Source organism: Paenibacillus sp. J22FR21 (genome assembly GCF_056269135.1).
Map to the genome: position 1 here is coordinate 531,396 of NZ_JBWDNJ010000002.1, position 13,828 is coordinate 545,223.

Here is a 13,828-nt window from a genome sequence, read left to right on the forward strand (position 1 = left end):
TCTGATGAGCGTACAAACCATTCCGGAAACAGAAGTCGTCCTCTCCGTTAAAGATGTGAAGAAGCGGATTGGCGGTAAAATGATCATAAAAAACGTCTCTTTTGAAGTGAAAAACGGTGAAATCTTCGGCTTTCTTGGTCCCAACGGATCAGGTAAAACAACTACGATTCGTATGCTTGTCGGACTGATTAAGCAAACCTCAGGCGAGATCCTGATTTGTGGCAGCAATGTGCAGCGTGATCCGGAGAGAGCGCTCAGCCATATCGGCTGTATCGTAGAGAACCCAGAGGTTTACGCCTATATGACCGGCTGGGAGAACTTAGAGCATTTTGCCCGTATGCAGCGTGGGATTGGACAAGAACGCATTGCTGAGGTTGTCGCTATCGTCGGCTTGCAGCAGCGCATTCACGATAAAGTGAAGACGTATTCGCTTGGCATGCGTCAGCGTCTTGGCATTGCACAAGCGCTGCTTGGCAGACCGAAGCTGCTCATCCTGGATGAACCGACGAATGGTCTCGATCCGAAAGGGATTAAAGAGCTTCGTGAGTTTGTTCGTATGCTCGCGGATCAGGGGATGAGCTTGTTTATTTCAAGCCATTTGTTAAGCGAAATTCAGCTGATGTGCGACCGTGTTGCGATTATCAGTCACGGTGAAGTGCTTGCAGTTGGCTCCGTTGACGAGCTTGTGAATCAGACCGGCAGCTATGTCGTCTGGCAATTCGATGATACAGAAGCGGGCAGGAAGCTGCTTGCAGCAGAGACTAATATCCGATTAATTGGTGATGGCGAGCATCGAATCGATGAAAGCATATTGGCAGGATTGAAAGATGCCATCATCACCTCTATGGGGGCTGAATCTATTTCGGCTATTGTTGAGAAAGCCGTACATGCCGGTATTGGCATCGTGTCGGTACAGAAGATCGCGCCAACGCTGGAAGAACTATTTTTGCAAATGACGGAAGGTGAGAGCATTGGATAGACTGCTGCCGCTCATTCAGAATGAGACGCTCAAGATATGGAAGAAGAAGCGTTTCTACGTAGTTGTACTTGTTCTGCTCGTACTCATTCCCATCTTTACCTATGCCCAAATGAAAATTGCGGAAACCAATCGCAAAAACTTCGCCGATTGGCGGAATCAGCTTGTTCAGCAGATCAATGAGTATCAAAATATGCTCTCAAGCGAACGCATTCCGGAAGAGTGGAAGCGTAACCGCCGAATTGCCGTTCAACAGCTTCAGTATTATTTGGATCACGATGTAAATCCTAACTCACCTAACGGTGTAACGTTTACTCGAAGCTTTATGTCGAATGCCGTAACGCTCTTTTATCCACTGCTGGTGCTTGCCATCGCCTCTGACCTCGTGTCCGGCGAACGTTCGACAGGAACCATAAAGATGCTTCTCACAAGACCTGTAAGGCGTTGGAAAATTTTACTGAGCAAGCTCATCGCTTTAACGTTCTATGTTTCATTAACCGTTGTGGTCAGCGCCATTCTCTGTTATCTTATATCAGGCGCGGTATTCGGGTATTCCGGCTGGCAAATACCGGTGTTTACAGGATTTGTCATCCAAGGCTCTACAATGGAGAGCTCGTATGTACATGCCGTTCCACAGTGGCTGTTCGTGCTCATGGAGGGCGGACTGATCTGGGTCTCATCTATGACCGTTGCCATTCTGGCGCTCATGGTATCTGTTCTTGTGCGAAGCACGGCGGCGAGTATCGTGACGATGATGGCGGCTGTCATCGCAGGTACGATCTTGTCGAGTATGTCATCATCATGGGAAAGCGCCAAATATGTTTTCGCGGTCAATTTGCAGCTAACGGATTATTTAGCAGGCTCCCCGCCGCCAATTCAAGGCATGACACTTTCATTTTCCTTGATTATCCTCGCGATTTGGTCGGCAATCGGACTTATCGTTTCATTCGGTGTCTTTACGAAACAGGACATCATGAATTAGAATAGCTTGAAGTGAGCGAATCGGCTTGAATGGAAAAAGAATGCAAGGAAGCGCAATTAATTTTATTAGGAGGACCCTATGACTGAGCAGTTAAATCTTGCGGGCGAAGCGAATTTGGGTGCCGACAGCTATGGTGCAGACGACATCCAGGTGCTGGAAGGGCTGACCGCTGTTCGGAAACGGCCCGGGATGTATATCGGCAGCACGAGCACTTCGGGCTTGCATCACCTTGTCTGGGAAATCGTCGACAACGCGGTTGACGAGCATCTGGCAAAGTTCTGCTCTGCCATCGACGTAACGATCCATAATGATGGGTCGATTACTGTAAAGGACAATGGCCGCGGTATTCCTACCGGCATGCATAAGACCGGTATTCCCACGCCTCAGGTTGTCTTTACGATCTTGCATGCGGGCGGTAAGTTCGGCGGCGGCGGATATAAGAAATCCGGCGGTTTGCATGGCGTTGGCGCATCCGTAACGAATGCGTTGTCGGAGTGGCTTGAAGTGGAAATTTACCGCGATGGTAAAATACATAAGCAGCGCTTCGAGTATTGGATCGATGATGCGGGCAAAGAGCATGTCGGAGAACCCGTAACAGGACTCGTCGTAACCGGGAATACGAATCGTACAGGCACGAAGGTAACTTTTAAGCCGGATTCACGTGTTTTCCACGGTAATATTTCAATTAATTATGATACGCTTTCGGAGCGTCTGCAGGAGATCGCGTTCCTGAACTCCGGGTTGAAGGTAACGGTAAAGGACGATCGCAGCGGCAAACAAGACCAATTTCATTATGAAGGCGGCGCGCGTCAGTTTGTTCAGTTTCTGAATGAAGACAAAACGGTGCTGCATGATGTCGTTCACTTTGCTGGTGAACGTGATGAAATTGAAGTTGAGGTGGCTTTGCAATACAACGACGGCTACACCGAAACATTGGCCTCGTTCGTAAACTCAATCCCAACACGCGGCGGCGGTACGCATGAGACCGGATTCCGAACCGCGTATACACGTGTAATGAACGATTATGCGCGCAAGAACGCAATGATCAAGGAGAAAGATAAGAACCTCGACGGCAATGACCTGCGCGAAGGCATGATGGCGGTCATTAACATCAAAATGTCCGAAGTTGAATTTGTGGGTCAAACGAAGGATCAGCTCGGCAGCTCTTCGGCCAGAAGTGTTGTAGATGCGATCGTCTCTGACAAAATGCAGGTTTTCTTGGAGGAAAATCCGCAAGTTGCGCAAATGCTGTTGAAGAAAGCGGTTCAGGCATCCAGAGCCCGCGAGGCTGCACGTAAAGCGCGTGACGAAATCCGCAGCGGCAAGAAGAAGAGCGAAAGCTCCAATCTTGGCGGCAAGCTGACGCCGGCACAATCGAAGGATGTTACTCGTACGGAGCTGTTTATCGTAGAAGGTGACTCCGCAGGCGGTTCCGCGAAGCAAGGCCGTGACTCCAAGTTTCAAGCGATTCTTCCGCTCAAGGGAAAACCGATGAATCCGGAGAAGGCGAAGCTGCTCGATATTCTTAAAAACGACGAATACAAGGCGGTTATCGCGGCGATCGGCGCAGGCATTGGACCTGAATTCGACGCGGAATCGTGTAATTATAGCAAAATCATCATTATGACGGATGCGGATACGGACGGCGCGCATATTCAAGTGCTGCTCCTGACGTTCTTCTACCGCTATATGAAGCCTTTGATTGACTTGGGCCGCGTCTTTATTGCGCAGCCGCCGCTTTATAAGATTACGCGTAAATCCGGTAAGCTTGAGACCGTTCGGTACGCTTGGTCAGATGAGCAGCTCCAGAATTATTTGAAGGAGTTCGGCAAGAACTTTGAGCTGCAGCGTTATAAAGGACTCGGCGAGATGAACCCCGACCAGTTGTGGGAAACGACGATGAATTCAGAGACGCGTACGCTGCTGCAAGTTCAAATTGAAGATGCAGCTAAGGCGGAACGCCGCGTATCCACGCTCATGGGCGACAAAGTAGATCCGCGTAAACGCTGGATCGTTGAGAATGTTGATTTTACCGAATATGTTGAATAACAGTTGAGGAGAGTTTCGGCATGAGTATCCTGGAACAGTTTTTGCCGGCGTATCTTGAGGAGGTCGTGGGTGACCGCTTCGGGCGCTATTCCAAATACATCATTCAGGACCGCGCCATTCCCGATGTTCGAGACGGATTGAAACCGGTGCAGCGGCGTATTTTGTACGCGATGTATGATGCAGGCAACACGCCTGACAAAGGGTATCGCAAATCGGCCAAGACGGTCGGTGATGTAATGGGTAATTATCATCCGCACGGCGATTCCTCCATCTATGAAGGTATGGTCCGTATGGCACAGCCCTGGAAAATGGGGCATATGCTCATTGATGGCCATGGGAACTGGGGCTCGATCGATGATGACCCGGCGGCAGCAATGCGTTATACCGAAGCACGTCTATCGCCGATTGCGATGGAGCTGCTTCGTGATATCGAGAAACGAACGGTCTTATTCAAAGACAATTTCGATAATACGACGAAAGAGCCGGTTGTGCTGCCATCGCGGTATCCCAACCTGCTCGTTAATGGGGTTAGCGGGATTTCCTCCGGTTTCGCGACGGAAATTCCGCCGCATAATTTGCGTGAAGTGATCGACGCTTGTAATGCCGTAATGGACAACCCGGACATCGAGCTTGCACAGCTGATGGATATTGTGAAGGGTCCCGATTTCCCTACAGGCGGACTCATCATGGGTGAGGACGGTATCCGCGATGCTTACTTGAGCGGGAAGGGCCGGATTTATCACCGCTCCAAATCGATGATCGAAGACATGAAGGGCGGACGCCAACAGATCGTCATTACGGAAATTCCGTATCAGGTCGTCAAGTCGCGCCTTGTTACGGCAATGGAGAACATTCGGATCGAGAAGAAGGTCGAAGGCATCGCCGAGGTTCGTGATGAAAGCGGTCGTAACGGGCTTCGCATTGTCGTCGAGCTGAAGAAGGATGCGGATGCGCAAGGAATATTGGCGTATTTGCTGAAGAAAACAGATCTTCAGGTCGCCTACAACTTCAACATGGTTGCGATTGTGAACAAAACGCCGAAACAGCTCGGTCTGAAGGATATGCTGACCGCGTACATCGCGCATCAGAGAGAAGTGGTAACCGAGCGTTCCAAGTACGAGCTTGAGAAAGCGGAAGACCGCGCACATGTACTGGAAGGTTTGGCGAAGGCGCTTAACCTGCTGGATGAAATCATCGCAACGATTAAAGCGTCCAAGAATCGGCAGGATGCACAGCAGAACTTGGTGGCGAAGTTTACGTTCTCAGAGCGCCAAGCAGATGCGATTCTGACGCTCCAATTATACCGTCTAACGAATCTGGAGATTACTTCGATTGAGAAAGAATTGAAGGATATTCAGAAGAAAATTACGTATTTGCGTTCGATTCTAGACAGCGAGAAGAAGCTGCGCTCTGTAATCAAAGAAGAGCTGATGGAAATTCGCGAGAAATACGGCATCGACCGTCGCTCCGGCATTCAAGGTGAAGTGGAAGAGCTGAAGGTTAACCTTGAGGTAATCGTCGCTGCTGAAGATGTACTGGTTACACTTAGCCAAGACGGTTATATCAAGCGGACTTCGAAGCTATCGTTCACTCGTTCCGGCGGCGAGCTCGGAAGCGCAGGCGTTAAGGAAGGCGACGTTATTCGCACGCTGCTTGATGTGAATACAATTGATCAGCTGCTTCTGTTCACGCGCAAAGGGATGTATTATCAACTGCCTGTCCATCAAATTCCGGAGTTTAAGTGGAAGGATACGGGGACTGCGGTCGTTAACGTCGTGCCGATGCCGAAGGACGACAGCATCATTAGCGTCATTCCTGTGAAGGACTTTGAAGTGCCGGATCGTACGCTGGTCTTCGTCACGAAACGAGGACAAGTGAAACGGACGGAGCTGAAGGAATATAAATCATCGCGTTCCACTGCCATCGCGGCTGTGAAGCTGGCTGATGGTGATGATGTATTGCGTGTTTCGCTCAGCGACAACAGCAAGGAGCTGCTGCTCATTACGAAGAACGGCATGAGTATCCGTTTCCCTGAGAGTGAAGTGAATCCGATGGGCCGCGTAGCTGCCGGTGTTCGAGGCATTACCGTTCGTGATGGCGATGAAATTGTCGCTGCAGAGTGGGTGTCTGGTGACGAAGGCGAAGTGCTTGTCCTCACGGAGCTTGGTTACGGCAAACGTTCCTTGCTGCTTGATTATCCGATTCAAGGTCGAGGCGGCAAAGGCGTCGCAACCTTCGAGTTTAAAGAAGGCGCTCGTGTCCGCTCGAATGGTGTCGGTCTCATCGGCGGTCTTCACTGCAAGGAAGCACGTGACCTGGTGCTGCTATCGGCAGCCGGCACCAATCAGATCGTTTCGACAGAGAAAGCGCCGATTGATGATCGGAAATCGACTGGCCGCGCGGTAACAGCGGTCGATAAGAAGGATGTATTGACGACGTTCTTTGTTCGCGCCGATCTGTAATGCTCAATCAAATGGCTGGTGGGGAGAATCACGTCGCTCCATCATTTCTACAATAAGCTCAAGCACGACCCACAATGGGGCTGGTTCATCAAGCCGATCAACCCATTGTGGGTCTTTTTGTATGCCGATTTGCGATAGTTTACGTACAAGTTCGAGCTTGCGCTCCTCCATAGTGCGGATCACGCTCCATTCCTAATTTCGAGCCGGTACAACAGCCTATACCACCAATGTATGTCTAATCCTGTCAAATGGTTCTCTTTTGTAGCGATTAGTCAGACAAAATATTAACTGCATTAACCTTATATTCGACATTTCGGCATGGTATAATAAGGTATAAGATAAAATCGGACAGAAGGCGGGTGATGGTCATCGTTTCTGCGGAATTTGCCCGGTTGTGGATGAAGATGACGAAGGAATGGAAGTCGCATCTGGAGGAAGAACTGGCTCCCGGATTAACGGAAGGACAATTGAGTGTATTGGAGCTGCTGCTGGTGCATCAACCGATGAAACCCTCGGATTTGCTCGGATACTTGGAAACGACACCCGCTGCTATAACGACGCTGCTTGACCGAATGGAGCGCGGCGGCCTCGTCGTGCGTAACCGTGATGAGAGTGATCGACGTATCGTTTGGGTGACCGTGACCGACAAAGGTCAAGTCGAAGCTGCACGCGGTATCGCCATTCGTGATGCGTACATCAGTGAAGCGCTTGACCGGATCTCGTCCCATAATCAACAGCTGCTGGTTTATCTGCTTGGCAAGGTAGCCAATTCTTAGGTTGTACATATGCGATCAAACAAGCAAGGCCTGAGAGGGCTTCTGCAATAGAAAAAGGCCTGTGCATCAGTATGTTCCGACGTGGAACTGCTGTGTACAGGCCTTTTGATTATGCGGTGCAACATTTTCAATCATACATCAGTTATTAATTGTATCTATTGTAGTTCTTAAACCTTAGTCAAATAGAAAAGTGGCTGTCCCGGAAATTCCGGTTCAGCCACTACTTGAAAGTCTATTGGTTTAGTCCGTCAGTTACCTGGAACGGCTTGCCTGACATGGATTTGAGTCTTTTCATGAGCTGGTTGTACATCTGTTTGAGTGTCGAGTAATCCGCTCCTGAGAGATCCTTAAGCGACTTGGAGGCAATAACCTGCTGCAGCGGAACCACATTATAGTTGGTCACGCCTTTGCTGGTAACCCGGTGCACCCAAGTAGGCAGGGCCTCGACATTCTGAATCGACGTTTTACCTGTGGGACCGTCTTTGTGAATGTTGACTTTGAAGACGACACCATAATCCTTTGAATCGCCGCGTTGATTCGAAATGAAATTACCCATGGAATAAATAATGAGTCCTTTTCTGACGGAGCCGCCGGGTTCAGCCGATTCAACAATCTCATAGGGCTGAACAACATGCGGGTGCGAGCCGGCAATGATGTCGGCACCGGCTGCGATCAGCTTGCGTGCCAGATTCTTCTGAACGTCATTCGGTTGCGTCTGATATTCAATGCCGAAATGCAGCACGACCGTAATGAAGTCAGCGCCGGCCGTGCGCAGCTTCTCGATGTCGCTGATGATCTTCGCTTCATCGATCAAAGATACGGCGTACGGCTGATCTTTGGGTAGTGGAATGCCGTTCGTACCGTATGTGTAAGCGAGCAGCCCCATTGCGATGCCTTTGCGCTTTGCAATAACAATTCGGTCGGCTTCCGCCCGCGAGCGTGCCGTGCCTTTCGTTTCGAAGCCAAGCTCATCCAGCTTCTTAAGCGTCAGTGAGATACCTTTGGCACCGCGATCGAGAGCATGATTGTTAGCTGTCGTAACGGTTGTGAAGCCGGCATACTTGAGCGCATCCCCAAGCTCGGTCGGCGCATTGAAGCGTGGATAACCGGAATAACCGAGCGACTTGCCGGCAATCGGTGTTTCGAGATTGGCTAGTGTCCAATCGCCTTGCTCGAGAATCGGCTTCATCGGCTTAAAGAAATGCTCGAAATTGTATTTCTTCGTTTTCTCGTTATAGGCACCGGGAAGCTGCGGCATATGCATCATAATGTCACCGACGGCGATCCAAAGCGCATCAACCGACTTCTCAGGGGCTGGAGGCGTGCTCTCAGCGTCTTGATTATCAGGTTGGGATAAATTGCCGTCATCATTTGGCGATTGATTAGCGGTATCCCCAGCGTTGTCTGGTGCCTGGTCGGGTTTGGTTTCGGATGCCGGCGGTTCCACTTTCGGAGGAGGCTCCTGCACCGTTTCCGGTTGATTCTCAGGATCAGGCTCCAAGTGCGGACCGCTCCCGCAGCTGCTTAGCAAGAGCAGGGCGAGGACGAGTAGGCTGAGCAGCCCTAATTTGTGTCTATACATAGGCCTACATTCCTTCCAGCGGCAGAATTGAACGTGCCCGGATGAAATCGTCATCGCGAAACCGGCTCCACGGCTCCGTCTTCGGAGGCAAGGCATGAATGGTTAGCCATTCTTTCGTTACGGGATGCGCTACTCCTATGGATGTCGACCATAATGCTATATCTTGTTCGCCTTGAACGGCAGGAGCGCCGTATTTGCGATCATAGACGAGCGGACAGCCGATTTCAGCCATCTGGGCTCTAATCTGATGCGAGCGGCCTGTCAGCAGCTTCACGGCGATAAGAGAGAGTCCGCCTTGTTTGGCGACAACCGCATAATCCAGAATGGCTTCTTTGGACTCCGGAACCTGCTTCTGATGAACGGTCACGATGTTTCTGCCGGCATCTTTACGCAGGTAATGACGCAATCGGCCATTGGCCGCCGCAGGGGAGCCATGAACAACGGCTACATACAGCTTATCGAATGAGCGGCTGCGAACAGACTCTGACAGGCGGGAAGCTGCTTTGGATGTCTTCGCAAACAGCATGGCGCCGCCTACGGGACGATCCAAACGATGTACAAGTCCGACATACACATTGCCCGGTTTCTGATAACGAGCTTTAAGGTCGTCCTTCAGCAGTGTAACCATATCCATTTCGCCCGTTTCATCGGCCTGTGATAACATTCCCGGAGGTTTAATGACGGCAAGCAGATGGTTGTCCTCATACAGCACAGGCAGAAGCGGGGCCGGCACTGTAATTGGGTCATTCCCCATCTTACTTACCCTCCCAACGTCCCAAGATACCGCATGGCAGTGTAAGCCCGGATGCGGAAATAGGGATGCCGATCTCGCCGCAGTGGATGGAGCCGGTATGTTTACGGCCAACCGTCATATGCAGCATATTGTGAAGAACTGTTGGCGACAGTCCTGTGGTATACGAATTCACTAGCACGAACAGAGGATTCTCTGTAAGTATCGTCGTGCAGAACTCAAGAAACGGATAGAGATTCTGCTCCAGCTTCCAGGTTTCGCCGTTTGGTCCGCGTCCGTAGGAAGGCGGATCCATAATGATGGCGTCGTACTTACTGCCGCGGCGCTGCTCGCGCTGCACAAATTTGAATACATCATCGGTTATGTATCGAACAGGAGCTGTGCTGAGACCGGATAGCTCGGCATTTTCCTTGGCCCACTGCACCATTCCTTTAGCGGCATCGACATGGCACACTTCCGCGCCGGCTGCAGCTGCTGCCACAGTAGCTCCGCCTGTATAAGCAAACAAGTTCAGCACGCGGATAGGACGACCGGCTTTACGGATCTTATCCATCATCCAGGTCCAGTTGACAGCCTGCTCCGGGAATAGTCCGGTATGCTTGAAGCTAGTCGGTTTAATATGAAACTTTAGCTCGCCGTACGAGATGGACCAGCGTTCCGGCATTTTCGTGCGGAATTCCCATTCTCCGCCGCCTGAGGAGCTTCGGTGATAGTGGCCATCTGCTGTCTTCCACAATCCGGATTCATTCGCGATCGGCCAAATCACTTGTGGGTCTGGTCTGCGCAGCACGTAACCGCCCCAGCGCTCAAGCTTCTCACCATTGCCGGTATCGAGTAGTTCGTAATCTTTCCATAAATCAGCGTTGTACATGTGTGTTGTAACCTTCCTTGGCGTTGAATTTGTAGCCTACTCCCCGAACGGTGACGATGTAGATCGGGTTAGCAGGGTCGGGCTCGATTTTCTTGCGCAAATTGCTGACATGAACCATTAATGTGCGAGTATCGCCCATACTATCATGTCCCCAAACGATCGTGTACAGATCATCGAGTGCAAAAGCGCGGTTCGGTGTTTTGGCTAAGCGGACAAGAAGCTCGAACTCCTTAGCCGATAGGAAGACTTCTTTGCTGCCCAGATGAACGGTCCGTGCAGGCAAATCAATTCGTAAACCTTCGTATTCCAGCACTTCGCCTACAGCGCGGTCAATCGAATATTGACCGATCACAGATTGGCGGCGCAGGTGTGCTTTAACACGAGCGACAAGCTGACTTGGACTGAAAGGCTTGGTCATATAATCATCGCCGCCTACCGTAAGTCCATGTATAATGTCAGTATCATCGCTCTTACAGCTTATGAACAATATGGGAACGTTGGAAATCGCTCGGATGTGCTTGCACACTTCGAAACCATCCAGATTCTTGAGTGAGATGTCCAGCAGGATCATATCCGGCTTTAGCCCGGCTGCGAGCAGGACGGCATCTTCACCGTTGTCTGTCGTATGTACTTCAAAACCTTCTCGTTCCATATATAAAGTAATCAGCTCGGTAATATCGGCTTCATCGTCAACGACAAGAATTTTGCTACCATTCATCTCCATCTTCCCCCTCTTCCTAGGCTATTATAGCGAATGGAGGGAGGGGTGAGCAATCAACGATTTTCCGGGAGGCTGCTATGATTCGCCGATTATTCCGAACTTTTATCCTCATTTTGTTCCCCATGCTCCTGCTCGCAGGCTGCAGTGCCCCGAGCGGCGGGGAGAATCCTGCTGCGAAGCAAGGTGTGCTAGATCTTAGAAATTGGTCGTTTGACCGTGATGGCGAGCTCCCGTTGACCGGGGAGTGGACGTTCTTCAGCGGGGAACTGCTGACCCCAGAGCTTGCGATAAGAGACAACGGCAAGTATGTAACGGTGCCGCGTTCCTGGAACAGCTATCCGGGAAACAGCGGGATTAAGAATGGACAAGGTTATGCTACATATAAATTATCTGTACTCATCCAACCTACGGATCGCGTGCTGGCTGTACGCGTACCGAATATTTTCAGCAGCTATAGGTTCTGGATCGACGGTAAGCTGCTTGCCGAGCAAGGCATAGTCGGGACTAGCAGAAGCACTTCGAAAGCGCAGCAATTCCCGCGGATTGTATCCTTTCATGCAGATGGCAAGCAGCAGCTTGATTTTGTCGTGCAGGTGTCCAACTTCCAGCATCGCAAAGGGGGCATTTGGGTTCCCTTCAAGATGGGCAACAGCGATGCGCTCGTGGCGAATCAGATGAAAGCATCTGTCCAGGAGATCCTCATTCTGGGCAGTCTATTAATCATCGGGATTTATCACATCGGTCTGTATGCTTTCCGCAGGCAGGAGCAATTTACGATTCATTTTGGCTTGCTATGCTTATTCATTGCCGCAAGAGCAGGCGTAACCGGTGAAAATTATATTTTACAGCTGATTCCGCTCTCCTGGGAGATTGGAATGAAGATCGAATATATCGCATTCTCACTAAGCGCACTAGCCGGTTATTTGTACGTCTACCGGTTATTTCCGATGGACGCCTCCAAGCGCGTCATCCCATTCGTAATCGGGATCGGTACCTCCTTGGTCGGATTCGTGCTGTTCACCCCGGCAATCGTGTACACCAAGCAGATCTCATTGTTTCAAATCTTCGTCGTAGCGGTGAGCATCTATACGTTGATCGTTCTAATTACGGCTAAAGTTCGTAAGCGGATCGGCTCTGCTTTTGTACTTACAGGGGTAGCGGTGTTCGTAGTAACGGTGCTTAATGACATGCTGTTCTACAACGAATGGTTTCTATATGCACAGCTTATACCGCTGGGATTGTTCTTCTTCATGCTGATGCAGTCTTTTATTATTTCAAAAAGATTCTCAAGCGCCATGTATCGAGCAGAGCATGTCTCAAGTGAGCTGAGAGAGCTGAATGCACATTTGGAGGAGCGGATTGAAGAGCGGACGATGGAGCTGAGTGCGGCGAATGAATCGCTGGAGCAAACGAATCGAGTCTTGCATCGATCAGAATCGTCCAGAAGGCATTTGATGACGAATATTTCGCATGATTTGCGCACGCCGATTACCCTTCTGCAAGGGTACTTGGAAGCTTTTCAAGATGGAGTTGTCAAAACGGAGGAGCAGCAGCAGCGCTACTTGCGCATGATGCTTGGGAAGGTCGGCGGACTTAACAGGTTGATTCACGATTTGTTCGAGCTGACGAAGCTGGAGGCTGGACAGACGAGGTTCGACTTTGCGAATGTTCCGCTTGGTCACTGGATTCAACAGCTGCATGATCTTTACGAAATCGATGTCATAAGCAGCGGTATGCGGTTCAGATGCGATTTTCACAGTGCGCACTCCGAGCAGGAGGGACATGCCCATGAAATGGAACAACAGAACCGCATCATGCTGCGCCTGGATTTGCCGAGAATGGATCAAGTGATTGCGAATGTCATTTACAATGCGATCAAACATACGGAGAAGGGGGGCGAGATAGCGCTTTCTTTTTTCTTCGATGAGACAGCAAACCGGACCATCGTAACGGTTAGCGATACAGGCAGCGGAATTGAGGAAGAGCATTTGCCCTTTATTTTCGACCGGTTCTACAAGAAAGAGATTTCCAGGAACTCAGCAGAAGGCGGCAGCGGCTTGGGGCTCGCGATTGCCAAAGAAATTGTTGAAGCACATGGCGGCACAATCGGTGCTGTCAGTACCTTGGATAAAGGGACAATGATCTGGTTCGCGCTGCCTGCAACCCTACGAAGCGTTAGTCAGCTTGCCTGATAACCGCCATCATTCGATCGATGGATTGCTTTCGGCGTTCCTGATCCATGCCGTTTAGAATACGGATAATTTCGATCGCTTCTGGAGTTACAGGCGTTTCCGGTCTTGCAGCCTCTCCGCCGATAATGTAGTCCAGAGTAACGTTAAACAGAATCGCAAGCTTCTTTAACGTTTCGTAGACCGGCTGGCGGTTGTTAATTTCGTAATGACTGTAAGCAGAACGGGTAATGCCAATCTGTCTCGCGACTTCTTCTTGTGAAATATGCTTTCGAAGTCGCAGTTCCCTTAATCGATCTCCCATCGTCATAGTTTCTAGCTCCTTACTCAATCTTCACATCTAGTACTAGTGAAAAAGCTACACTTCGGCCCCACTAATAGTAATTTATGATACAAAGTGTATCAGTGTCAAGTGTTAAGTATAGAATCGTTAATAATTAAGTATTGAAAACCGATCTGAGGGAGCGTA

At 50.2% G+C, this 13,828-nt stretch carries 12 protein-coding genes; 6 read left to right on the forward strand and 6 right to left on the reverse strand.

Going from position 1 to position 13,828, the window contains the following annotated elements:
- Positions 1-4 precede the first annotated feature (4 nt).
- From AC0YNS_RS08215 to gyrA, 4 genes are all read left to right on the forward strand, one after another.
- Positions 5-979 (forward strand): ABC transporter ATP-binding protein, encoded by a 975-nt coding sequence (locus AC0YNS_RS08215; RefSeq protein ID WP_475780514.1) that lies wholly within the window; start codon positions 5-7, stop codon positions 977-979.
- A complete protein-coding gene (locus AC0YNS_RS08220; protein WP_475780515.1) occupies positions 972-1,958 on the forward strand; it encodes an ABC transporter permease in 987 nt (328 codons plus the stop codon). The genes AC0YNS_RS08215 and AC0YNS_RS08220 overlap by 8 nt, the downstream gene beginning before the upstream one ends.
- Before the next feature lie 78 nt (positions 1,959-2,036).
- Entirely contained in the window at positions 2,037-4,007 is a 1,971-nt protein-coding gene (gene parE / locus AC0YNS_RS08225) for a DNA topoisomerase IV subunit B (protein ID WP_475780516.1), read from the forward strand.
- A gap of 20 nt (positions 4,008-4,027) precedes the next feature.
- Positions 4,028-6,469, forward strand: coding sequence for a DNA gyrase subunit A (gene gyrA / locus AC0YNS_RS08230; RefSeq protein ID WP_475780517.1), 2,442 nt, complete (start codon positions 4,028-4,030; stop codon positions 6,467-6,469).
- A gap of 3 nt (positions 6,470-6,472) precedes the next feature.
- Here gyrA and AC0YNS_RS08235 read toward each other — a convergent pair whose 3' ends face one another.
- Complete coding sequence (locus tag AC0YNS_RS08235; protein ID WP_177245690.1) at positions 6,473-6,640, reverse strand: hypothetical protein; 168 nt, start codon at positions 6,638-6,640, stop codon at positions 6,473-6,475.
- Positions 6,641-6,837: 197 nt separating this feature from the next.
- Here AC0YNS_RS08235 and AC0YNS_RS08240 point away from each other — a divergent pair, with 197 nt between their 5' ends.
- Positions 6,838-7,245 (forward strand): MarR family winged helix-turn-helix transcriptional regulator, encoded by a 408-nt coding sequence (locus tag AC0YNS_RS08240; RefSeq protein WP_090978484.1) that lies wholly within the window; start codon positions 6,838-6,840, stop codon positions 7,243-7,245.
- 232 nt (positions 7,246-7,477) lie between these two features.
- On the opposite strand, the gene AC0YNS_RS08245 is transcribed toward AC0YNS_RS08240, so the two are convergent.
- Genes AC0YNS_RS08245 through AC0YNS_RS08260 form a run of 4 tightly spaced genes read right to left on the reverse strand, consistent with a single transcriptional unit; the run spans position 7,478 to position 11,167 of the window.
- Positions 7,478-8,827: a CapA family protein gene (locus AC0YNS_RS08245; RefSeq protein WP_475780518.1), complete on the reverse strand. Its 1,350-nt coding sequence runs from the start codon at positions 8,825-8,827 to the stop codon at positions 7,478-7,480.
- A 4-nt stretch (positions 8,828-8,831) separates the two neighbouring features.
- On the reverse strand, positions 8,832-9,581 hold the full coding sequence (locus AC0YNS_RS08250; RefSeq protein ID WP_475780519.1) for an RluA family pseudouridine synthase: 750 nt from the start codon (positions 9,579-9,581) through the stop codon (positions 8,832-8,834).
- A gap of 1 nt (position 9,582) precedes the next feature.
- Positions 9,583-10,449, reverse strand: a complete 867-nt coding sequence (locus tag AC0YNS_RS08255) for a class I SAM-dependent methyltransferase (protein ID WP_475780520.1) — start codon at positions 10,447-10,449, stop codon at positions 9,583-9,585.
- Complete coding sequence (locus AC0YNS_RS08260; RefSeq protein ID WP_475780521.1) at positions 10,436-11,167, reverse strand: response regulator; 732 nt, start codon at positions 11,165-11,167, stop codon at positions 10,436-10,438. Before AC0YNS_RS08260 ends, AC0YNS_RS08255 begins: the two co-directional genes overlap by 14 nt.
- An 80-nt stretch (positions 11,168-11,247) precedes the next feature.
- Between AC0YNS_RS08260 and AC0YNS_RS08265 the strand changes: the two genes are divergently transcribed.
- On the forward strand, positions 11,248-13,362 hold the full coding sequence (locus AC0YNS_RS08265; protein WP_475780522.1) for a sensor histidine kinase: 2,115 nt from the start codon (positions 11,248-11,250) through the stop codon (positions 13,360-13,362).
- On the opposite strand, the gene AC0YNS_RS08270 is transcribed toward AC0YNS_RS08265, so the two are convergent.
- Positions 13,346-13,669 (reverse strand): helix-turn-helix domain-containing protein, encoded by a 324-nt coding sequence (locus tag AC0YNS_RS08270; protein ID WP_475780523.1) that lies wholly within the window; start codon positions 13,667-13,669, stop codon positions 13,346-13,348. The genes AC0YNS_RS08265 and AC0YNS_RS08270 overlap by 17 nt on opposite strands.
- Positions 13,670-13,828 lie beyond the last annotated feature (159 nt).